Here is a 20,807-nt window from a genome sequence, read left to right on the forward strand (position 1 = left end):
GATTCAGCGACCCCTCAGAGCTTCATCAGGCTGGCGTCGTCGACCGAGGCCGAGTGGCGGGAACGGAACAGCGACACGATGATCGCGAGCCCGACCACGACCTCCGCGGCGGCGACGACCATCGTGAAGAAGGCGATGACCTGACCGTCGAGATTGCCGTGCATCCGGGAGAAGGTGACGAACGCGAGGTTGCAGGCGTTGAGCATCAGCTCGATGCACATGAACACGACGATCGCGTTCCGCCTGATCAGCACTCCGGTGGCGCCGATCGTGAACAACAAGGCGGAGAGATAGAGGTAGTTGACGGGGTTCACTTCGACGCCTCCTCGGTCCGCTTGAGGTTCGCCGGCGCGATCTCGGTGCGCTCCAGACGCTCCTCGGCGCGCTGCTCCAGAGCCCGCAGATCGTTCAGCGCCTCGCTGGACACGTCGCGGATCTGGCCGCGGTCACGGAGCGTCTTGCTGACCGTGAGCTCGGACGGGGTGCCGTCGGGCAGCAGGCCCTGGACGTCCACCGCGTTGTGCCGGGCGTAGACACCCGGGGCGGGGAGCGGCGGGAGGTGCTTGCCGTCGCGGACGCGCTGCTCGGACAGCTCGCGCTGGGTCTTGGGCCGCTCGGTGCGCTCGCGGTGCGTGAGCACCATGGCGCCGACCGCGGCCGTGATCAGCAGGGCGCCGGTGATCTCGAAGGCGAACACGTACTTCGTGAAGATGAGGGCGGCCAGGCCCTCTACGTTGCCGTTCGCGTTGGCCGTGCCCAGGCCGTCGAACTGGGTGAGCGAGGCGTTGCCGATGCCCGCGAACAGCAGGACGCCGAAGCCGAGCCCACAGAGAAGGGCCAGCCAGCGCTGGCCTTTGATGGTCTCCGTCAGGGAGTCGGCGGCCGTGACGCCGACCAGCATCACCACGAAGAGGAACAGCATCATGATCGCGCCCGTGTAGACGACGATCTGCACGATGCCCAGGAAGTAGGCGCCGTTGGCGAGGTAGAAGACCGCCAGGATGATCATGGTCCCGGCGAGCGAGAGCGCGCTGTGCACCGCCCTCTTCATGAGGACGGTGGACAGGGCGCCGATCACCGCGACCGTGCCGAGGATCCAGAACTGGAAGGCCTCTCCGGTGGAGGTGGAGTAGGCGGCGGCGAACTGCGCGCTCATGCCTCAACCCCCTCTTCCTTGGGCTTCTCGCCCTTGGAGACGGCGACTTGGGGCACCGTGCCGGGCGCGGCCTCCGTCACCAGGCCCCGGTAGTAGTCCTGCTCGTCCATCCCCGGGTAGATGGCGTGCGGGCTGTCGACCATGGTGTCGTCGAGGCCCGCCAGCAGCTGTTCCTTGGTGTAGATGAGGTTCGCGCGGCTGGTGTCGGCGAGCTCGAACTCGTTGGTCATCGTCAACGCGCGCGTGGGGCACGCCTCGATGCACAGGCCACACAGGATGCAGCGGGCGTAGTTGATCTGGTAGACGCGGCCGTACCGCTCACCCGGCGAGTAGCGCTCCTCGTCGGTGTTGTCGGCGCCCTCCACATAGATGGCGTCGGCGGGGCAGGCCCAGGCGCACAGCTCGCAGCCGACGCACTTCTCCAGGCCGTCCGGATGGCGGTTGAGCTGGTGCCGTCCATGGAACCGGGGGGCTGTGGTCTTCTCCTGCTCCGGGTACTGCTCGGTCAGCCGCTTCTTGAACATGGCCTTGAAGGTCACGCCGAAGCCGGCCACGGGGTTCTGAAAACCGGGTTTGGTTTCCTTGGGCTCCTCAGCCATCGGACGCCTCCTTTCCATCCAGAGATCCGTCACTGCCAGTATCCGAGCCACCACTGACAATCAGCTCCCGCTCGCGTCGCGAGGGGCGCCGAGGCACCGGTGGCAACTCCTGTCCCGGCAGCGGCGGTACGGGGAATCCGCCCGCCATCGCGTCGAACCCGGCGGGTTCCTCGGCCAGTTGCGCGTCGTCCTTGGCCTTCTGGCGGAACATGTCCGCGATGAAGGACAGCAACAGCAGGACGAGCACACCGCCGCCGATGTAGAGGGCGATGTCGGCGAAGTCGTAGTTCTCGTTCTTGAGGGTCCGTACGGTCGCGACGAGCATCAGCCAGACCACGGAGACCGGGATGAGGACCTTCCAGCCGAGCTTCATCAACTGGTCGTAGCGCACGCGCGGGAGGGTGCCGCGGAGCCAGATGAAGAAGAACAGCAGCAGCTGGACCTTGATGACGAACCAGAGCATCGGCCACCAGCCGTGGTTCGCGCCCTCCCAGAAGGAGCTGATCGGCCACGGGGCCCGCCAGCCGCCCAGGAAGAGCGTGGTCGACACCGCGGAGACCGTCACCATGTTCACGTACTCGGCGAGCATGAAGAGCGCGAACTTGATGGACGAGTACTCGGTGTTGAAGCCGCCGACCAGGTCGCCCTCGGACTCCGGCATGTCGAAGGGGGCGCGGTTGGTCTCGCCGACCATCGTGATGACGTAGATGATGAAGGAGACCGGCAGCAGGATGATGTACCAGCGGTCGTGCTGTTGTTCAACGATCGTCGAGGTCGACATCGACCCGGAGTAGAGGAACACCGAGGCGAACGCGGCGCCCATCGCGATCTCGTAGGAGATCATCTGGGCGCAGGAGCGCAGGCCGCCGAGCAGCGGGTAGGTGGAGCCGGAGCTCCAACCGGCAAGGACGATGCCGTAGATGCCGACCGAGGCGACCGCGAGGATGTAGAGCATCGCGATCGGCAGGTCGGTGAGCTGCATCGTGGTGCGGTGGCCGAAGATCGAGACCTCGTTGTCGGCGGGCCCGAAGGGGATCACCGCGATCGCCATGAAGGCCGGGATGGCCGCGATGATCGGCGCGAGGATGTAGATCAGCTTGTCCGCGCGCTTGACGATCAGGTCTTCCTTGAGCATCAGCTTCACGCCGTCGGCGAGCGACTGGAGCATGCCCCAGGGGCCGTGCCGGTTGGGGCCGATGCGCAGCTGCATCCAGGCGACGACCTTGCGTTCCCAGACGATCGAGAACAGCACGGTGATCATCAGGAACGCGAAGCAGAACACCGCTTTGACGACGACCAGCCACCAGGGGTCGCGGCCGAACATGGAGAGGTCTTCGGCAGCGAGGTACGGGTACGGGCTCATGCCTCCACCTCCTTGGGGGCCTCGCCCGCGAGCGTGGCCGGGCCGATGCGGACGAGTGCGCCGGGCAGCGCCCCGGTGTCGGAGGCGACGCCCCCGCCGGTGGAGTTCAGCGGGAGCCAGACCACGCGGTCGGGCATCTCGGTGATCCGCAGCGGGAGTTCGACGGTTCCGGAGGTGCCGGTCACGGCGAGCGCGTCACCGTCCTTGACGCCCGCCTCGGCGGCCGTGGCGGCCGACACGCGCGCGTGGGCGGCGTGCCGGGTACCGGCGAGCGCTTCGTCGCCCTCCTGGAGCGCGCCCTGGTCGAGCAGCAGCCGGTGCCCGGCGAGCACGGCCTCCCCGGCGGCCGGCCGCGGCAGCACACCCGCGGTCTCCAGCGGATCGCTCGCCCGCGGCCCGTCCCAGGCCCCGAGCCGGTCCAACTCCGCGCGCGCGGTGCGCAGATCGGGCAGCCCCAGGTGTACGTCCATGGCGTCGGCCAGCATGTGCAGCACACGCGCGTCCGTGGGAGCGAGGGTGCGGGTCATCTGGTCGGGCTTGAGCGCGGCGTCGAAGAAGCGGACCCGGCCCTCCCAGTTGAGGAAGGCGCCCGCCTTCTCGGCGACCGCCGCGACCGGGAGGACGACATCCGCGTGTTCGGTGACCTCGCTGGGCCGCAGTTCGAGCGACACCAGGAAGCCGACTTCGTGCAGTGCCGCACGCGTGCGTGCCGGGTCGGGCAGATCGCCCGGCTCCACACCGGCGACGAGCAGCGCCCGGAGTTCACCTCCGGCGGCGGCCTCGACGATCTGGCCGGCGTCGCGGCCGTAGCGGTGCGGGAGTTCGGCGACACCCCAGGCGACGGCGACCTCGTCACGCGCGCGTGGGTCGGTGGCCGGACGCCCGCCCGGCAGCAGCGACGGCAGCGCGCCCGCCTCGATCGCCCCGCGTTCCCCGGCCCGGCGCGGAATCCACACCAGCCGGGACCCGGTCGCGAACGCGGCCCGTACGGCGGCGGTGAGGCCCCCGGCGACGGCGGCCAGCCGTTCACCGACGACGATCACCGCGCCCTCGGTACGCAACGCCTCGGAGGCGCTGGCGCCGTCATCCTCAAGGCCGACCCCGCTGGCGAGCGCGTCCAGCCACTCGGTCTCGGTGCCGGGAGCTGCCGGCAGCAGGATGCCGCCCGCCTTGTCCAGGCCGCGCGTGGCGTGGGTGGCGAGCGAGAACACCCGCTGCCCGTGCTTGCGCGAGGCCTTGCGCAGCCGCAGGAAGACGCCGGGCGCCTCCTCCTCGGACTCGAACCCGACCAGCAGTACGGCGGGCGCCTTCTCCAGGGAGGTGTACGTGACGCCGTTGCCGTCGAGGTCCCGGCCGCGGCCCGCGACCCGGGCGGCCAAGAAGTCGGCCTCCTCGCTGCTGTGCACGCGCGCGCGGAAGTCGATGTCGTTGGTGTCGAGCGCCACGCGCGCGAACTTGCTGTACGCGTAGGCGTCCTCGATGGTGAGGCGGCCGCCGGTCAGCACACCGGTACGGCCCCGCGCGGCCGACAGCCCGTGGGCGGCGGCCTCCAGGGCCTCCGGCCAGGACGCGGGCTCCAGGACACCGTCCGCGTTGCGCACCAGGGGCGTCTGCAGCCGGTCGCGCTGCTGCGCGTACCGGAAGGCGAAGCGCCCCTTGTCGCAGATCCACTCCTCGTTGACCTCGGGGTCCACGGCGGCCAGGCGCCGCATGACCTTGCCGCGCCGGTGATCGGTACGGGTCGCGCAGCCACCGGCGCAGTGCTCGCACACGGAGGGCGTGGAGACCAGGTCGAAGGGGCGGGAGCGGAATCGGTACGCCGCCGAGGTGAGCGCGCCCACCGGGCAGATCTGGATGGTGTTCCCGGAGAAGTACGACTCGAAGGGGTCGCCCTCACCGGTGCCGATCTGCTGGAGCGCGCCCCGCTCGACCATCTCGATCATCGGGTCGCCCGCGACCTGGTTGGAGAAGCGGGTGCAGCGGGCGCACAGTACGCACCGCTCGCGGTCCAGGAGCACCTGGGTGGAGATCGGGACGGGCTTCTCGTAGGTCCGCTTCCTGCCCTCGAAGCGGGACTCGGCGTTGCCGTGGGACATGGCCTGGTTCTGCAGGGGGCATTCGCCGCCCTTGTCGCAGACCGGGCAGTCCAGCGGGTGGTTGATGAGGAGGAGCTCCATCACACCGTGCTGCGACTTCTCCGCGACCGGCGAGGTGAGTTGGGTCTTGACGACCATGCCGTCCGTGCACGTGATCGTGCAGGACGCCATCGGTTTGCGCTGGCCCTCGACCTCGACGATGCACTGCCGGCAGGCGCCGACCGGGTCGAGGAGGGGATGGTCGCAGAACCTGGGGATCTCGATGCCGAGTTGCTCGGCGGCGCGGATGACCAGGGTGCCCTTGGGCACGCTGATCTCGGCGCCGTCGATCGTCAGCGAGACGAGATCTTCCGGCGGGACCGCCGTCTCTCCCCCACCGGAGGAGCGTGAGCCCGCGGCGGAGCCGCTAGTCGACTGCTGTACCGTCATGCGTTCACCTCCGTGCGGTCGGCCCAGGCCGTGGACTTGGCCGGGTCGAAGGGACAGCCCCGGCCCGTGATGTGCTGCTCGTACTCCTCGCGGAAGTACTTGAGCGAGGAGAAGATCGGCGAGGCGGCGCCGTCGCCGAGGGCGCAGAAGGACTTGCCGTTGATGTTGTCGGCGATGTCGTTCAGCTTGTCGAGGTCGGACATCGAGCCCTTGCCGGCCTCGATGTCACGCAGCAACTGCACGAGCCAGTACGTCCCTTCGCGGCACGGGGTGCACTTGCCGCAGGACTCGTGGGCGTAGAACTCGGTCCAGCGGGTGACGGCACGCACGACGCAGGTCGTCTCGTCGAAACACTGCAGAGCTTTGGTGCCGAGCATGGAACCCGCGGCACCCACCCCTTCGTAATCAAGAGGGACGTCGAGGTGCTCGTCGGTGAACATCGGCGTGGAAGACCCGCCCGGCGTCCAGAACTTGAGGCGATGCCCGGCCCGGATCCCGCCGCTCATGTCGAGCAGCTGGCGGAGGGTGATGCCGAGCGGCGCCTCGTACTGGCCGGGACTGGTGACATGGCCGCTGAGCGAGTAGAGCGTGAAGCCCGGGGACTTCTCGCTGCCCATCGACCTGAACCATTCCTTGCCTTTTTGCAGAATGGCGGGAACTGACGCGATCGACTCGACGTTATTCACAACAGTCGGGCACGCATAGAGGCCCGCGACCGCAGGGAAAGGGGGACGGAGCCGCGGTTGACCACGGCGGCCTTCGAGCGAGTCGAGCAGTGCGGTCTCCTCACCGCAGATGTACGCGCCGGCGCCCGCGTGCACGGTGAGCTGGAGGTCGAGTCCGCTGCCCAGGATGTTCTCGCCGAGGTAGCCCGCGTCGTACGCCTCGCGTACGGCCTCGTGCAACCGCCGCAAAACAGGGACGACTTCACCACGCAGATAGATGAAGGCATGCGACGACCTGATGGCATAACACGCGATGACAATGCCCTCGATGAGGCTATGCGGGTTCGCGAACAGGAGCGGGATGTCCTTACAGGTCCCTGGCTCCGACTCGTCGGCGTTGACAACTAGATAGTGTGGTTTTCCATCCCCTTGGGGAATGAATTGCCATTTCATTCCGGTGGGGAAGCCGGCGCCACCGCGACCGCGCAGACCGGAGTCCTTCACATACGCGATGAGGTCGTCCGGCGACATGGCGAGCGCCTTGCGGAGCCCCTCGTATCCCTCGTGCCTTCGGTACGTGTCCAGAGTCCAGGACTCGTCCTCGTCCCAGAAGGCCGACAGGACGGGTGCGAGCAACTTCTCGGGGCTGTGGTCTTTCAGTTCGGGTGCCAAGGTCATCACTCCCCCTCCTCGGCGACAGGCCCCGCCGGGTGGGCGGGGTCGGAGGCCGACGTGTCCTGCGGCGCATCGTGCGAACTGAGGTGCTCGGTCGTCGGCGACTGGTCCTGCGGCGCTGAGGAGCCCCGCGGATGGACCACGCGCGCGGGTGCGGTCTCTCCCTTGGCCAGGCGGAGGCCCACCAGCGACGCGGGTCCCGCACCGCCGCTTGCCTCGACGGCCCCTGGCCGCTCGTCGGGGAAGCCGGCGAGGATCCGCGCGGTCTCCTTGAAGGTGCACATCGGCGCCCCGCGCGTGGGCTCGACCGGAGCGCCCGTGCGCAGGTCGTCGACGAGGCGGCGGGCGCTGGCCGGGGTCTGGTTGTCGAAGAACTCCCAGTTGACCATCACCACCGGCGCGAAGTCGCAGGCCGCGTTGCACTCGATGTGCTCCAGGGTGACCTTGCCGTCGTCGGTGGTCTCACCGTTGCCGACGCCCAGGTGCTCCTGGAGGGACTCGAAGATCGCGTCGCCGCCCATCACCGCGCACAGGGTGTTGGTGCAGACCCCGACCTGGTAGTCACCGCTCGGCCGGCGCCGGTACATGGAGTAGAAGGTCGCCACGGCGGCGACCTCGGCCGTCGTCAGGTCCAGCAGGGTCGCGCAGAACTGCTGCCCCGTGCGCGTGACATGACCCTCCTCCGCCTGCACGAGATGGAGCAACGGCAGGAGGGCCGAGCGGGAGTCCGGGTAGCGGGCGATGATCTCCCGCCCGTCGGCCTCCAGTCGGGCCCGGACGTCGTCCGGGTAGGCGGGCGCGGGCAGTTGGGGCATGCCCAGACTGACGCCCTGCTCCGAAGAACTGGTGGTCACCGGTCGACGCCTCCCATCACGGGGTCGATGGACGCGACGGCGACGATGACGTCGGCGACCTGGCCGCCCTCGCACATCGCCGCCATGGCCTGAAGGTTGGTGAAGGACGGGTCCCTGAAGTGGACCCGGTAGGGGCGGGTGCCTCCGTCGGACACGGCGTGCACCCCGAGTTCGCCCTTGGGCGACTCGACCGCCGCGTACGCCTGTCCCGGCGGGACGCGGAAGCCTTCGGTCACCAGCTTGAAGTGGTGGATCAGGGCCTCCATGGAGGTGCCCATGATCTGCTTGATGTGGTCGAGCGAGTTGCCCAACCCATCGGGCCCGAGGGCGAGTTGGGCGGGCCAGGCGATCTTCTTGTCGGCGACCATGACCGGGCCGGGCTGCAGCCGGTCCAGGCACTGCTCGACGATCCTGAGCGACTGGCGCATCTCCTCCAGGCGGATGAGGAAGCGGCCGTAGGAGTCGCAGGTGTCGGCGGTCGGGATGTCGAAGTCGTACGTCTCGTAGTCGCAGTACGGCTGCGCCTTGCGCAGGTCGTGCGGGAGGCCGGTGGAGCGCAGGATCGGGCCGGTGGCGCCGAGGGCCATGCAGCCGGCCAGGTCGAGGTAACCGACGTCCTGCATACGGGCCTTGAAGATGGGGTTCCCGGTGGCGAGCTTGTCGTACTCGGGGAGGTTCTTCTTCATCTTCTTGACGAACTCGCGGATGTGGTCCACCGCGCCGGGCGGCAGGTCCTGGGCGAGTCCGCCGGGGCGGATGTACGCGTGGTTCATCCGCAGGCCCGTGATGAGCTCGTAGATGTCGAGAATCATTTCACGATCGCGGAATCCGTAGATCATGATCGTGGTGGCGCCGAGTTCCATACCGCCGGTGGCGATGCACACCAGGTGGGAGGAGAGCCGGTTCAGCTCCATCAGGAGCACCCGGATGATCTTCGCCCGCTCGGTGATCTGGTCCTCTACGCCGAGGAGTTTCTCGACGGCGAGACAGTATGCCGTCTCGTTGAAGAAGGACGTCAGATAGTCCATGCGCGTCACGAACGTGGTGCCCTGCGTCCACGTGCGGTATTCGAGGTTCTTCTCGATACCGGTGTGGAGGTAGCCGATGCCGCAGCGGGCCTCGGTGACCGTCTCGCCGTCGATCTCCAGGATCAGCCGGAGCACACCGTGCGTGGAGGGGTGCTGGGGCCCCATGTTGACGACGATGCGCTCGTCGTCGGCCTTGGCTGCGGACTGGACGACCTCGTCCCAGTCGCCACCGGTGACCGTATATACGGTGCCCTCGGTGGTTTCCCGAGCGGATGCTGACTGCGTGCTCACGAGTACGACCTCCGCTGGTCCGGAGCCGGGATCTGGGCGCCCTTGTACTCGACGGCGATGCCGCCGAGGGGGTAGTCCTTGCGCTGCGGGTGGCCCTGCCAGTCGTCCGGCATCATGATCCGCGTCAGAGCCGGGTGACCGTCGAAGATGATCCCGAAGAAGTCGTAGGTCTCGCGCTCGTGCCAGTCGTTGGTCGGATAGACCGGGACCAGGGACGGGATGTGCGGATCGCTGTCCGGGGCGCTGACTTCGAGGCGGATCAGCCGGTTGTGGGTGATCGAGCGCAGGTGGTAGACGGCGTGCAGCTCGCGGCCCTTGTCGTGCAGGTAGTGCACCGCGCTGACGCCGGTGCAGAGTTCGAAGCGCAGGGCCGGGTCGTCGCGCAGGGTCTGGGCGACGCGGAGCAGGTGCTCGCGTTCGATGTGGAAGGTGAGTTCACCGCGGTCGACGACCGTCTTCTCGATCGCGTTGCCGGGCACCAGGCCCTGTTCCTCCAGGGCGCCCTCCAACTCGTCGGCGACCTCGTCGAACCAACCGCCGTAGGGCCGGCTCGCCTCGCCCGGCAGGCGGACCGAGCGGACCAGGCCGCCGTAACCGGAGGTGTCGCCACCGTTGTTGGCACCGAACATGCCGCGCTGGACGCGGATCTCCTCACCTCCGTCGCCGCGCTGGCCGGGGAGGTTGGAGGCGCTCAGGTCCTTCTCCGGGTTGGCTCCGTTGGTGCCGTTCGCGTCACTCACCGCAGCAGGCCCTTCATCTCGATGGTGGGCAGTGCCTTGAGCGCCGCCTCCTCCGCCTCACGGGCCGCCTCCTCGGCGTTCACACCGAGCTTGGAGGACTGGATCTTCTGGTGGAGCTTGAGGATCGCGTCGATCAGCATCTCGGGCCGTGGCGGGCAGCCCGGGAGGTAGATGTCGACCGGGACGATGTGGTCGACGCCCTGCACGATCGCGTAGTTGTTGAACATGCCGCCCGACGAGGCGCAGACCCCCATGGAGATCACCCACTTGGGGTTCGGCATCTGGTCATAGACCTGCCTGAGGACCGGCGCCATCTTCTGACTCACCCGGCCCGCGACGATCATCAGGTCCGCCTGGCGCGGAGATCCGCGGAAGACCTCCATGCCGAAGCGCGCCAGGTCGTACCGTCCGGCGCCGGTCGTCATCATCTCGATGGCGCAGCAGGCGAGTCCGAACGTGGCCGGGAAGACGGACGCCTTGCGTACCCAGCCCGCGGCCTGCTCGACGGTGGTCAGCAGGAAACCGCTCGGCAGCTTTTCTTCGAGTCCCATGAGTTAAAGGCCCCTCAGTCCCATTCCAGGCCGCCGCGCCGCCATACGTACGCGTACGCGACGAAGACGGTGAGCACGAAGAGCAGCATCTCCACGAGCCCGAAAACACCCAGGGCGTCGAAGGTGACGGCCCAGGGGTAGAGGAAGACGATCTCGATGTCGAAGACGATAAAGAGCATCGCCGTCAGGTAGTACTTGATGGGGAAGCGCCCGCCGCCGGCCGGCGTGGGGGTCGGCTCGATGCCGCACTCGTACGCTTCGAGCTTGGCCCGGTTGTACCGCTTCGGACCGATCAGCGTGGCCATGACCACGGAGAAGATCGCAAAGCCTGCCCCGAGGGCTCCCAGTACGAGGATGGGCGCATACGCGTTCACCGCTCCTCGCTCCTCTCAGTCGGCACTGACTGCTGGCGATGGCATCGGGTCCGCTTCCGGCTCACGCGCCGCTCAATCCCCGTTCGTCCCAACGAAGATCGAGAACATGTGAAGCAGGTCACAAGCCCAACTGCCTCGCATCTTATGCCCGGCGCTCTGTGATCTGCGACACGGGGTATTACACAAGCTTTGTGATCTCCACCACCTGACAGTGGATCATCAAGCCGGGCGAGCGGCGATCTTCGCACGTGAAGCGTCCGACCGATCACCAGAGGTGACATTTGCGCTCGTCATCGCAGGCCGAGGGCGGCATCTCAATATCAAGAGGCTTCCCTTGCATGCAAATTGGAGCTGGACGGGACCGCTTGATAGTGGAGGCCCGTTCACACATCAGAGGGAAGCGCGCGGCACGGTGTGGACGCGTGCACACGTTCACGAAGTCACCCGCTCGCGGTACCCACGCAGGACGCACGCATTCCGGTAACCGTTCCGTGACCTCCGCCACACCCATGAGAGGCGCATGAGAACGGGGCTTGGCCACCTGTCCCAACAGGTGGTAGGCGCCGGGCAATTCGGGCGTACCGATGAAAGGCCGTGATCACGGGCCCGATCGGCCAGGTCCGCAATGTCCGTTACGGCGTCAATAAGGAACGACACACCCGGGGTTGATGGGGCCCATTGAACAATTGTGGCGCAGCACACGTTTCTTGAAGGTATGGAGGAGCCCCTGATACCGGTTGGTCTCATGTCCCACACCGCTCACATACGCAGCCATCGGAAACCCCGCCGCAGCGCGACGACGAACATCGCCGTGCGGGCCGGAGTTGCCGGTGGCGTTCTCAGCATGGCGGCGGCTGGTGCAGCCTCGGCCAATGCCGCCGAGACGACGCAGACCTTGCAACTGCCCACCCTGACCGCCGATCTGTCCACACAGGTCGCCCAGTCCGCCGAGGCCACGCAGCAGGCCGCGGCGAACTACCAGCTGCAGGCCGAGCGCGACACGGCAGCCGCAAACGCCGCGAAGCAGGCCAAGGCGGACCTCGCGGTCGCCAAGAAGAAGGCGGAGGCTAAGAAGAAGGCCCAGGAAGCCGCTCGTAAGGACGCTGCAGCGCGTGCCGCGTCGCGCAGCTCGGAGAGGACCACCCTGGCCTCTACGGCGACCACGAGCGCCTCCACGAGCACCAGCTCGTCGACGGCGACCGGTTCGGCCGCGGCCGTCGTGTCCTTCGTGAAGGCCCAGATCGGCAAGTCCTACGTCCTGGGCGCCACCGGCCCCAGCGCCTACGACTGCTCCGGACTCGTCGGAGCCGCCTTCAAGCAGGTCGGCATCAGCCTGCCGCGCGTCTCCCAGGACCAGTCGACCGCAGGTACTCAGGTGTCCCTGAGCAACCTTCAGGCCGGCGACATCCTGTACTGGGGCAGCGCGGGCAGCGCCTACCACGTGGCGGTGTACGTGGGCGACGGCATGTTCGTCGGCGCGCAGAACCCCTCCACCGGCATCGTGGAGCGGCCGCTGTCGTACGACATGCCGACCGGTGCGGTGCGGGTGCTCTGAACCCGCGCACGACGCCGTGAGCATGGGGCCGCTGCCTCGGGGGCAGCGGTCCCCTCGGCGTACCCGAGGGCGCTCCCGGCCTTCCCTCTACCGGAGTTCGCGGCTCTCCTGAAAGGCTCTCTTCTCAAGGTTCTCAAGTTCGGCTGACCAGACGGCCGGACGCCAAACCCGAGGAGAGCAACTCATGCCACGTGTCTTCGTCCAGGGCAGCCCCGTCGACTCCTATCCCCGGCCCGCGCCCGAGGCCGGACGCGGTGTCGTGCGACGCGTCACCGAGGTCGGTGAAGAGGTCCTGCACCGGCCGTGCCGGGACGTCACCGAGTTCGGGCCCGACCTCGCCGCGCTCATCGACGACATGTTCCTCACCATGTACGTCGCCGACGGAGCCGGCCTCGCGGCCAACCAAGTGGGCGTCGATCTGCGCCTGTTCGTGTACGACTGCCCCGACGACGACTATGTCCGGCATGTCGGACACATCGTCAATCCGGTCCTCGACCCGCTCGACCCGGCCGGGCGCCGGCTGCTCGACGAGGGCGAGGGCTGCCTGTCGGTGCCGGGCGCCGTGATGGACGTACCGCGTCCGGACCGGGCCGTGGTGCGCGGGCTCGACAAGGACGGCACCGCGCTTGTGATCGAAGGCACGGGGTACTTCGCACGCTGCCTCGCCCACGAGACCGACCACGTCAACGGCCAGGTGTACCTGGACCGGCTCTCCAAGCGGGACCGCAAGGAGGCGCTACGACAGGTGGCGGACCGGCGTGACGAGGTGTTCGCCCGCCGGGCCGCCAAGACGAAGGCCCTGACCGCCTGATCACCACCAGGACCGGGCCTGCCGCTACGCCTTCGGCGCCACCTTGCTCAGCCCGTTGATGATGCGGTCCATCGCGTCGCCGCCCGTGGGGTCGGTGAGGTTGGCCAGCATTTTCAGGGTGAACTTCATCAGCAGCGGGTGCGTCAGCCCGCGCTGGGCCGCGATCTTCATGACCTTCGGGTTGCCGATCAGCTTCACGAAGGCGCGGCCCAGCGTGTAGTAGCCGCCGTAGGTGTCCTTGAGGACCTGCGGGTAGCGCTGCAGGGCGAGTTCGCGGCTCGCGGGGGTTGGGCGGGCGTGGGCCTGGACGATGACGTCGGCGGCGATCTGGCCGGACTCCATGGCGTAGGCGATGCCCTCGCCGTTGAAGGGGTTCACCAGTCCGCCGGCGTCGCCGACCAACAACAACCCCTTCGTGTAGTGGGGTTGACGGTTGAAGGCCATCGGGAGGGCGGCGCCGCGGATCGGGCCGGTCATGTTTTCGGGGGTGTAGCCCCAGTCCTCGGGCATGGACGCGCACCAGGCCTTCAGCACCTCGCGCCAGTCCAGCTCCTTGAAGGAATCAGAGGTGTTGAGGACACCGAGGCCGACGTTCGAGGTGCCGTCGCCCATGCCGAAGATCCAGCCGTAGCCGGGCAGCAGGCGGTCCTCGGCGCCGCGGCGGTCCCACAGTTCCAGCCAGGACTCCAGGTAGTCGTCCTCGTGGCGGGGCGAGGTGAAGTACGTCCGGACCGCCACGCCCATCGGGCGGTCCTCGCGGCGGTGCAGGCCCATCGCGAGGGAGAGGCGGGTGGAGTTGCCGTCGGCGGCGACCACCAGGGGCGCGTGGAAGGTGACTTCGCGTTTCTCCTCGCCGAGCTTGGCGTTGACGCCGGTGATCCGGCCGGTGCGCTCGTCGACGATCGGGGCGCCGACGTTGCAGCGCTCGTAGAGGCGGGCGCCCGCCTTCTGGGCGTTGTGGGCGAGCTGTTCGTCGAAGTCGTCGCGCTTGCGGACGAGGCCGTAGTCCGGGAAGGAGGCGAGTTCCGGCCAGTCCAGCTGGAGGCGGACGCCACCGCCGATGATGCGCAGGCCCTTGTTGCGCAGCCAGCCGGCCTCCTCGGAGATGTCGATGCCCATGGCCACGAGCTGCTTGGTGGCGCGCGGGGTGAGTCCGTCGCCGCACACCTTCTCGCGCGGGAACTCGGTCTTCTCCAGCAGGAGTACGTCGAGTCCGGACTTGGCGAGGTGATAGGCGGTGGCGGAGCCGGCTGGCCCCGCGCCGACGACGATCACGTCGGCGGTGTTTTCGGAGAGGGGCTCGGTCACGGCGGGATCTCCCCAAGTTCGAAATCTGCGTGCCGACCGGCACTGGACATGGGCAGTCTATTCAGCGCCACTGATCACCAGGCTGAAGGGCTGCCCCGTGAACCGAGCTCTCCCCGCAGTACGGCTCCGTGTCCCGACCGACGAGGACGCCGTCGCCTGGCACCGGACCTTCGACCACCCGGACGTCATGGAGTTCCACGGCGGGAAGTCCGCCGAACTGTCCGTCTACGAAGAGCTCACCGCCCGCCAGCGCCGGCACGACGCGGAGCGCGGTTTCTGCCTGTGGACCATGCTCGACGAGACGGACCGGGTGATCGGCTTCACCGGCGCCCAGCCCTGGCCGGGGGACTGGGGACCGAAGGGTGAGATCGAGATCGGGTGGCGGCTGGGGCGGGAGTTCTGGGGCCAGGGGTATGCCACCGCGGCGGCGGAAGCGACCCTGGAGCGGGTGCGGGCGGCCGGGGTGCCGAGCGTGGTGGCGATGGTCCTGGCCCGCAACACCCGGTCCATCGCGGTGACCCGGCGGCTGGGCATGCACCTCGCCGAGGTCTTCACCACGCCCTCGCGCGAGGAGGAGGGCCACTGCTACCGGCTCGAACTGTAACCCAGAGTAACCAACAGCTACAGAACGACACTTGACGCTTCCAATCGGTACCGGACCGGGGTTACCCTTCCGATACCGCTGGGGGTGACATCTGTGGGCATAACACCCAAAACACCTGAAGTGCGCGTACCGCGGCTCGTCGGCCTGATGGCCGTGGACGCGCGCGAGACAGCCCAGTCGCGCGGGCTGTTCATCAACTCGCCGGACCGGCCCGACTTCCATCTCGCCGTCGTCGACTACGTCGTACGGCAGTATCCGCAGCCCGACGCCGAGGTGGCGCGGGACTCCGTGGTCTATGTGTGGTTCGACTTCGGTGAGGGCGACGGCGGGGGCGGTATGCGTGAGCCGCGCATCCCCCGGCCGCCGAGCGGCGGAATGCAGCGCGAGCTGGACGAGCCGCCGGGCGACGCGTTCTTCGAGACGGTGATCAGGTAGCGGAGCCCACGCTGTCCTTGAAACCGCGGTGCAGGGCCACGATCCCGCCGCTCAGGTTGCGATACGCGACCTTCGACCAGCCGGCCTTGCGCAGTCGCTCCGCGAGTGCGGGCTGGTCGGGCCAGGCGCGGATGGACTCGGCGAGATAGACGTACGCGTCCGGGTTCGAGGAAACGGTCCGGGCGACCGGCGGCAGCGCGCGCATCAGGTACTCGGTGTACACCGTGCGGAACGGCGCCCAGGTCGGGTGCGAGAACTCGCAGATCACCACCCGGCCGCCGGGCTTGGTCACCCGGTACAGCTCGCGCAGCGCGGTGTCGGTGTCCTGCACGTTGCGCAGCCCGAAGGAGATGGTCACGGCGTCGAACGTGTCGTCCTTGAACGGCAGCCTGGTCGCGTCGCCGGCCGTGAGCGGCAGCCAGGGGTGGCGCTTCTTGCCGACCTGGAGCATGCCGAGGGAGAAGTCGCACGGCACGACATAGGCGCCGCTGCGGGCGAAGGGGAGGGACGAGGTCGCCGTACCGGCGGCGAGGTCCAGGATCTTCTGCGCGGGGCGGGCGTCGACCGCCTTGGTGACCTCCTTGCGCCATCGGCGGTCCTGGCCGAGCGACAGCACGTCGTTGGTCAGGTCGTACCGTTCCGCCACGTCGTCGAACATCGAGGCGACTTCGTGCGGCTGCTTGTCCAGGGATGCGCGGGTCACGGGCCCATTGTGGCAGTACGGGCCGGGCATCCCGAAGGCGCCCGGCCCGTACTCACCCACCAACACCTGCTTACGACGGCAGCAGTCTCGGTTTCTTCTTCGCCGCCACGTCCTCCACCCAGCCGCACAGCACGATGAAGACGGCGATGAGAATCCAGCCGATGCCGAACATGAACCACTGGCTCCCCAGCGGCAGCCACTTCTCGAAGGCGGGCACCTTCCAGAACTGGTCGGTCAGCGGCACCGCGACCACCAGCGCGATCTCGTGCCACAGATAGATCGTCACGGCCCGCGAGTTGAAGATCGTGACGATCCGGTCGAGCCGCTTGAAGCGGGTCAGCCAGGCGAAGTCGATGTTGAAGTAGGCCTTGGCCCACATCAGCAGCATGACGTAGCCGGCCGACCAGTACGTCTGGGCGAGCGGGTTCTCGTCCAGGTCGTAGGTCCCGGCCTCGGCCTGGTGCGAGAAGGCGTACCAGCCGCCGAAGACGATCGCGGCGACCGACAGCGTGACCACCAGGAAGGGCTTCAGCTTCTGGAGCACCCCGTCGCGATGGGCGAAGCCGAGGATCCAGCAGAAGAGGTACGTCGACAGGTCCCAGAGCGCGTTGCCGAACCGGTTGTCCGGCCCCGCCCACACGTACTTGAGGACGACGATCGGCACAAGCGTCAACAGCAGCACCGGAATCGGCGCCTTGCGGAAGATCCACAGCAGCACCGGCGACAGCATCACGAACCACAGGTACGTCCGCAGATACCAGAGGATCTCCCAGGCCTGCGTGCCCCAGGCGTTGCCCGGCGGATCACCGACCGGCACGATCCAGAACACGATCTGCCAGCCCGGCATCCAGTCGTGGATCATCATCGCCACGAGCACGAAGAAGCCCCAGAACCAGAACGGCGGCAGCAGCCTCCGCATCCGGCTCTTGACCACCTTGAACGCGGGCCGCTCCAGCGACTTCGCCATCAGCGTCCCGGCCAGCCCGAACATGATCCCCATCGAGGGGAACACCATCCCGCACCAGGCCCACCCGAAGGTGTGGTAGGTCACGACCCGGACCAGCGCGACGGCCCGCAGGGTGTCGAAGTACCGGTCCCGGCCCGCCTTTTGAGGCGCGGGCGCGGGCTCTTCGGCAACCTCTTCGACCACCGGCTCCGGCTCGGGCGCCGGTTCCGGCTCGACCACCGGCTCCGGTTCTACGACCGGCAGGGGCGCCGTCGCGTACGGCGGCTGCCCGTGGTCGGCGTACTGCTGCTGCTCGTACGGCTGTTGTACGTACGGCTGTTGTACGTAGGGCTGGGGCTGGCCGTACTGCTGCGGGTGGCCGTACCCCTCGTAGCCGTACGGCTGTTGGGGTTGCTGGGGCTGTTGCGGCGGGCCGTAGCCACCCCCGTATCCCTGCTGCTGTTCCCAGCTCATCAGCTCGCCCCCGCCGGTGTGCCGACCTCGCCGGTGCGCTTGAGTTTCTGCCAGCGCAGCCGACCGCCGGTCAGGGCGGTGATGCTGGAGTGGATGAGGACGAGGTACATCATCTGGCGGTAGGCCAGTTGCTGGAGCGGCATCATCAGCAGGTAGCGGTACTTCTCCCGGTCCAGCCTGAACGCGTAGGCCGCGCACAGGAGTTGGATGCCGAGCACCGCGAACCACATCGCGAGGGACGCCCAGAAGTCGACGAAGATCATCGAGTAGACGGTGAAGACGTCGATCAGCGGGGCGAAGACCGGCGTGATGATCTGGAAGATGACCACCAGAGGCATGCCGACCCGGCCGAAGCGGCCCGAAGGACCCTTGTCCGTAAGGGACTTGCGGTGCTTCCACAGCGCCTGCATGGTGCCGTAGGACCAGCGGTAGCGCTGCGACCAGAGCTGCTTGAGGGAGGCCGGGGCCTCGGTCCAGGCCTTGGCGTGCTCCTGGTAGACGACCCGCCAGCCCTCGCGGTGCATGGCGATGGTGATGTCCGTGTCCTCGGCGAGCGTGTCCTCGCTCATGCCGCCGACCTGGAGGACCGCCTCGCGGCGGAACGCGCCGATCGCGCCCGGGATGGTGGGCATGCAGCGCAGCAGGTCGTACATGCGGCGGTCGAGGTTGAAGCCCATCACGTACTCGATGTGCTGCCAGGCGCCGATGATCGTGTTGCGGTTGCCGACCTTGGCGTTGCCCGCGACCGCGCCGACTTCGGGGTCGGCGAAGGGCTGCACGAGGTGTCGTACGGTGTCGGGTTCGAAGACGGTGTCGCCGTCCATCATCACGACGATGTCGTAACTCGCGCTGCGCACACCGTTGTTGAGGGCGGCGGGCTTGCCCGCGTTCTCCTGGCGGATGACCCGGACGTTCGTCATGCCGAAGGAGCGCGCCGCCTCGCGGGCGATCTCGGAGGTGCCGTCCGAGGAGCCGTCGTCGACGACGATGACCTCGATCGGGTGGGTGCTCTTCGCCAGCGACTCAAGGGTGTTGGCGATGCACTCCTTCTCGTTGTACGCCGGGACGATCACGGTCACCGGTCGGGTGACGGTCGGTCCCCAGCTGAACCTGCGTTTGTTGCGCTGTCTGTAGTGGCGCCGGGCGAGGATCAGCATCATCCCGAAGCGGCTCATGACGGCGACGCCGACGACGGTGAGGCCCGCCGCGAGTCCCGGCACCACCCACTCCGCGACGGAGACGGCGTAGATGAGCGCCTTGCCCTCGTAGAGGGTCATGCCGGTGGCTTGGCGGTGGGCGCCCTGGAGGGTCGAGGTCCGCCCGTTGCCGGTACCGGAGCCGTTGCCGCTGGCTCCCCCGGTGCCGCCGCCTGCCGCGCCCGCGCCGCCGACGGCCGAGTCGACCGGCGTCTGGCCGTTGCCCGCGCCGGCCGTGCCGCCGGGTGCGGTGGACGGCGCGGCGGAGGAAACCGCGGACGGTGCCGCGGACGGCTGCCCGCCGGCCTCGACCGTGCCGGTGCTCGTCCCCGCGGCCGCGCCCGTGCTCGTGACCGGCCGCTGGGCGGGTTCGTTCTTGGCGATGGCGCCGCTCACCGTGGTGAACGTGTAGCCCTTCGCCTTCATCTTCTCGATGTACGTGGGCAGCGCCTTCATGGTCTGCGAGCGCACACCACCGGCGTCATGGAAGAGCACCGAGGAACCCGAAGTCCCGGACGGCGTAGCCCACTTGATGATCTTCGCGACGCCGGGCTGCTTCCAGTCGTCGCTGTCGGTGTCGACGAAGACGCTGGTGTAGCCCTCGGCGCCGAGCTTCTTGTAGACGGGGTAGCTGTAGTTGTCGATGGCGTCCGTCTCCGAGGAGTACGGCGCGCGGAACAGCGTGGTCGTGATGCCGGCCGCGCCCGCCAGCGCGAGCTGCGTCTGCTGCATCTCGCGCTTGACGCGGGCGTCGCTCTGGTAGGAGAGGTCGACGTGGGTGAAGGTGTGGATGCCCACCTCTTCGCCCTGCGCGACCATCTGCTTCACGATGTCGGGGTAGCGCGAGACCATCGAGCCCACCAGGAAGAACGTGGCCGGCACGTCGTACTTCTTGAGGATCTTCAGGACCGTGGGTGTGTAGGTGGGGTTCGGGCCGTCGTCGAAGGTGAGGACGATGGTCTTCTTCGGGATGGTCTGGGTGACCGGCTTGCCGTTGCGGAAGGTCAGGATCGGGCCGCCGTAGAGCACCTTGTCGGGGACCTTGCTGGCGCTCGCGCCGTCCCGGACGCGTTCGTCGCCGCCGACTTCCGCGCGCAGGTAGCCGTCGAGCAGCATCACGCAGGTGAGGCCGAGGAGAAGCAGCAGGGCGAGGATCACTCGGGGGCGCTGGAGTGCGGCGGCCTTGCCGGCCGCGCGTTCCATTCGAGTGGGGGCGCGTCGGCGCCCGCGCGAAGGAGTCGTCGTAGTCATGGCTGCGGTGGTGCTCCGGTCACTGTGCGGTGGCTGAGGAGGACGGGGCCGCACCCGTGGGGCGCGCCGAGGGGACGTCGGTCGGGCCGCCGGTCGGAACACCGGAGGGCGCTACGCCGCCTCTGCCTCCGTTGGGGGCGTTGCCGCCACCGGGAGCGGAACCGGCCTGGCCGCCGCCGAACGGCAGCAGCGAGGAGGGGGTGGCGGAGATGCCCCAGCCCATGAACGCCATGCCGAGTACGAACGCGTACCCGAGGCAGACGGTGCCCATGAGGAGGCCGATCCGGCGCAGCACCTTGGACCGGCGGCCGGAGTTGTCAACGAACACGGGACCTTCAGCGGACCCGTTGCCGGCTTTGCGGCGGCGACCCCGCGCAGAGGCGCGGTTATCGATGGCGGACTCGGATTGCATTCCCCAGACATTAGGCCGCCTTTATGTGACCAAAACTCTGATTCTCTTGTGAGCCCGCCCAGAAAAACACCGAAACCTGTGCCTTCCCTTAGAGAACCCAGGAAAAGCCTTATGAGCGGCCGGTGTCAGTAGTGTCCCCAATTTTCCGCTTCGCCGCCCGGCTTGACCGTTTCGCGCATCGAAACCCGTGGGTTTCCTATGTTTTTTCTGTCTTCGTGAGACACAGCCCCGTGTGCTTCATTTAGCCTTCGGAATCCGACTCTGTTTCCATCCTGAGACAGAAATCACCGT

At 68.0% G+C, this 20,807-nt stretch carries 20 protein-coding genes; 4 read left to right on the forward strand and 16 right to left on the reverse strand.

Annotation, left to right across the window (positions count from 1 at the left end):
- Window positions 1–14 precede the first annotated feature (14 nt).
- The 11 genes from nuoK to SPR02S_RS32540 are packed head-to-tail and all read right to left on the reverse strand — an operon-like array spanning window position 15 to window position 10,821.
- A complete protein-coding gene (gene nuoK, locus SPR02S_RS32490) occupies window positions 15–314 on the reverse strand; it encodes an NADH-quinone oxidoreductase subunit NuoK (protein ID WP_016437642.1) in 300 nt (99 codons plus the stop codon).
- Window positions 311–1,156 carry an NADH-quinone oxidoreductase subunit J gene (locus tag SPR02S_RS32495; RefSeq protein WP_019061206.1) on the reverse strand — a complete coding sequence of 282 codons (846 nt, stop codon included), beginning with the start codon at window positions 1,154–1,156 and terminating at the stop codon, window positions 311–313. The genes nuoK and SPR02S_RS32495 overlap by 4 nt, the downstream gene beginning before the upstream one ends.
- Window positions 1,153–1,755, reverse strand: coding sequence for an NADH-quinone oxidoreductase subunit NuoI (nuoI, locus tag SPR02S_RS32500; protein WP_019061207.1), 603 nt, complete (start codon window positions 1,753–1,755; stop codon window positions 1,153–1,155). The genes SPR02S_RS32495 and nuoI overlap by 4 nt, the downstream gene beginning before the upstream one ends.
- Entirely contained in the window at window positions 1,748–3,118 is a 1,371-nt protein-coding gene (nuoH, locus tag SPR02S_RS32505; RefSeq protein ID WP_019061208.1) for an NADH-quinone oxidoreductase subunit NuoH, read from the reverse strand. Before nuoH ends, nuoI begins: the two co-directional genes overlap by 8 nt.
- Window positions 3,115–5,643, reverse strand: a complete 2,529-nt coding sequence (locus SPR02S_RS32510) for an NADH-quinone oxidoreductase subunit G (RefSeq protein WP_019061209.1) — start codon at window positions 5,641–5,643, stop codon at window positions 3,115–3,117. Before SPR02S_RS32510 ends, nuoH begins: the two co-directional genes overlap by 4 nt.
- Window positions 5,640–6,986, reverse strand: coding sequence for an NADH-quinone oxidoreductase subunit NuoF (nuoF, locus tag SPR02S_RS32515; protein WP_019061210.1), 1,347 nt, complete (start codon window positions 6,984–6,986; stop codon window positions 5,640–5,642). The genes SPR02S_RS32510 and nuoF overlap by 4 nt, the downstream gene beginning before the upstream one ends.
- On the reverse strand, window positions 6,986–7,837 hold the full coding sequence (nuoE, locus tag SPR02S_RS32520) for an NADH-quinone oxidoreductase subunit NuoE (RefSeq protein ID WP_019061211.1): 852 nt from the start codon (window positions 7,835–7,837) through the stop codon (window positions 6,986–6,988). Before nuoE ends, nuoF begins: the two co-directional genes overlap by 1 nt.
- On the reverse strand, window positions 7,834–9,156 hold the full coding sequence (locus tag SPR02S_RS32525; RefSeq protein ID WP_019061212.1) for an NADH-quinone oxidoreductase subunit D: 1,323 nt from the start codon (window positions 9,154–9,156) through the stop codon (window positions 7,834–7,836). Before SPR02S_RS32525 ends, nuoE begins: the two co-directional genes overlap by 4 nt.
- On the reverse strand, window positions 9,153–9,896 hold the full coding sequence (locus tag SPR02S_RS32530; RefSeq protein ID WP_019061213.1) for an NADH-quinone oxidoreductase subunit C: 744 nt from the start codon (window positions 9,894–9,896) through the stop codon (window positions 9,153–9,155). Before SPR02S_RS32530 ends, SPR02S_RS32525 begins: the two co-directional genes overlap by 4 nt.
- Window positions 9,893–10,447: a NuoB/complex I 20 kDa subunit family protein gene (locus SPR02S_RS32535; RefSeq protein ID WP_006382209.1), complete on the reverse strand. Its 555-nt coding sequence runs from the start codon at window positions 10,445–10,447 to the stop codon at window positions 9,893–9,895. The genes SPR02S_RS32530 and SPR02S_RS32535 overlap by 4 nt, the downstream gene beginning before the upstream one ends.
- A 14-nt stretch (window positions 10,448–10,461) precedes the next feature.
- The gene (locus SPR02S_RS32540) at window positions 10,462–10,821 is read right to left on the reverse strand and encodes an NADH-quinone oxidoreductase subunit A (protein WP_007383963.1); all 360 of its coding nucleotides are present in this window, start codon (window positions 10,819–10,821) and stop codon (window positions 10,462–10,464) included.
- A gap of 745 nt (window positions 10,822–11,566) precedes the next feature.
- On the opposite strand from SPR02S_RS32540, the gene SPR02S_RS32545 reads away from it, so the two are divergent.
- Together SPR02S_RS32545 and def are read left to right on the forward strand one after the other, a co-directional pair.
- On the forward strand, window positions 11,567–12,376 hold the full coding sequence (locus SPR02S_RS32545; RefSeq protein ID WP_019061214.1) for a C40 family peptidase: 810 nt from the start codon (window positions 11,567–11,569) through the stop codon (window positions 12,374–12,376).
- A gap of 184 nt (window positions 12,377–12,560) precedes the next feature.
- Complete coding sequence (gene def / locus SPR02S_RS32550) at window positions 12,561–13,187, forward strand: peptide deformylase (protein ID WP_019061215.1); 627 nt, start codon at window positions 12,561–12,563, stop codon at window positions 13,185–13,187.
- 24 nt (window positions 13,188–13,211) lie between these two features.
- Here def and SPR02S_RS32555 read toward each other — a convergent pair whose 3' ends face one another.
- Window positions 13,212–14,495 (reverse strand): geranylgeranyl reductase family protein, encoded by a 1,284-nt coding sequence (locus tag SPR02S_RS32555; RefSeq protein WP_019061216.1) that lies wholly within the window; start codon window positions 14,493–14,495, stop codon window positions 13,212–13,214.
- A 97-nt stretch (window positions 14,496–14,592) separates the two neighbouring features.
- Between SPR02S_RS32555 and SPR02S_RS56770 the strand changes: the two genes are divergently transcribed.
- Both SPR02S_RS56770 and SPR02S_RS32570 read left to right on the forward strand, forming a co-directional pair.
- Window positions 14,593–15,099, forward strand: a complete 507-nt coding sequence (locus SPR02S_RS56770; RefSeq protein WP_019061217.1) for a GNAT family N-acetyltransferase — start codon at window positions 14,593–14,595, stop codon at window positions 15,097–15,099.
- Between the two features lie 120 nt (window positions 15,100–15,219).
- Window positions 15,220–15,534, forward strand: a complete 315-nt coding sequence (locus tag SPR02S_RS32570) for a PASTA domain-containing protein (protein ID WP_019061218.1) — start codon at window positions 15,220–15,222, stop codon at window positions 15,532–15,534.
- Here SPR02S_RS32570 and SPR02S_RS32575 read toward each other — a convergent pair.
- The 4 genes from SPR02S_RS32575 to SPR02S_RS56775 form a co-directional block, all read right to left on the reverse strand.
- Window positions 15,527–16,237 carry a demethylmenaquinone methyltransferase gene (locus tag SPR02S_RS32575; protein ID WP_026151058.1) on the reverse strand — a complete coding sequence of 237 codons (711 nt, stop codon included), beginning with the start codon at window positions 16,235–16,237 and terminating at the stop codon, window positions 15,527–15,529. The two genes, SPR02S_RS32570 and SPR02S_RS32575, sit on opposite strands and share 8 nt — an antisense overlap.
- A gap of 70 nt (window positions 16,238–16,307) precedes the next feature.
- The gene (locus SPR02S_RS32580) at window positions 16,308–17,657 is read right to left on the reverse strand and encodes an acyltransferase family protein (protein WP_019061220.1); all 1,350 of its coding nucleotides are present in this window, start codon (window positions 17,655–17,657) and stop codon (window positions 16,308–16,310) included.
- Window positions 17,657–20,104, reverse strand: coding sequence for a bifunctional polysaccharide deacetylase/glycosyltransferase family 2 protein (locus tag SPR02S_RS32585; protein WP_026151059.1), 2,448 nt, complete (start codon window positions 20,102–20,104; stop codon window positions 17,657–17,659). Before SPR02S_RS32585 ends, SPR02S_RS32580 begins: the two co-directional genes overlap by 1 nt.
- Before the next feature lie 19 nt (window positions 20,105–20,123).
- On the reverse strand, window positions 20,124–20,432 hold the full coding sequence (locus SPR02S_RS56775; RefSeq protein ID WP_019061222.1) for a hypothetical protein: 309 nt from the start codon (window positions 20,430–20,432) through the stop codon (window positions 20,124–20,126).
- Between the last annotated feature and the right edge of the window lie 375 nt (window positions 20,433–20,807).

It is taken from the genome of Streptomyces prunicolor NBRC 13075 (genome assembly GCF_000367365.1).
Lineage (GTDB): Bacteria > Actinomycetota > Actinomycetes > Streptomycetales > Streptomycetaceae > Streptomyces > Streptomyces prunicolor.

Excerpts from the sequence above, each read along its gene's own strand:
- def (WP_019061215.1), top strand. The coding sequence starts at position 12,561 with ATGCCACGTGTCTTCGTCCAGGGCAGCCCCGTCGACTCCTATCCCCGG.
- nuoF (WP_019061210.1), bottom strand. The coding sequence starts at position 6,986 with ATGACCTTGGCACCCGAACTGAAAGACCACAGCCCCGAGAAGTTGCTC.
- nuoH (WP_019061208.1), bottom strand. The coding sequence starts at position 3,118 with ATGAGCCCGTACCCGTACCTCGCTGCCGAAGACCTCTCCATGTTCGGC.
- SPR02S_RS32535 (WP_006382209.1), bottom strand. The coding sequence starts at position 10,447 with ATGGGACTCGAAGAAAAGCTGCCGAGCGGTTTCCTGCTGACCACCGTC.
- nuoI (WP_019061207.1), bottom strand. The coding sequence starts at position 1,755 with ATGGCTGAGGAGCCCAAGGAAACCAAACCCGGTTTTCAGAACCCCGTG.
- SPR02S_RS32585 (WP_026151059.1), bottom strand. The coding sequence starts at position 20,104 with ATGACTACGACGACTCCTTCGCGCGGGCGCCGACGCGCCCCCACTCGA.
- SPR02S_RS32545 (WP_019061214.1), top strand. The coding sequence starts at position 11,567 with ATGTCCCACACCGCTCACATACGCAGCCATCGGAAACCCCGCCGCAGC.
- SPR02S_RS32495 (WP_019061206.1), bottom strand. The coding sequence starts at position 1,156 with ATGAGCGCGCAGTTCGCCGCCGCCTACTCCACCTCCACCGGAGAGGCC.
- SPR02S_RS32510 (WP_019061209.1), bottom strand. The coding sequence starts at position 5,643 with ATGACGGTACAGCAGTCGACTAGCGGCTCCGCCGCGGGCTCACGCTCC.
- SPR02S_RS32580 (WP_019061220.1), bottom strand. The coding sequence starts at position 17,657 with ATGAGCTGGGAACAGCAGCAGGGATACGGGGGTGGCTACGGCCCGCCG.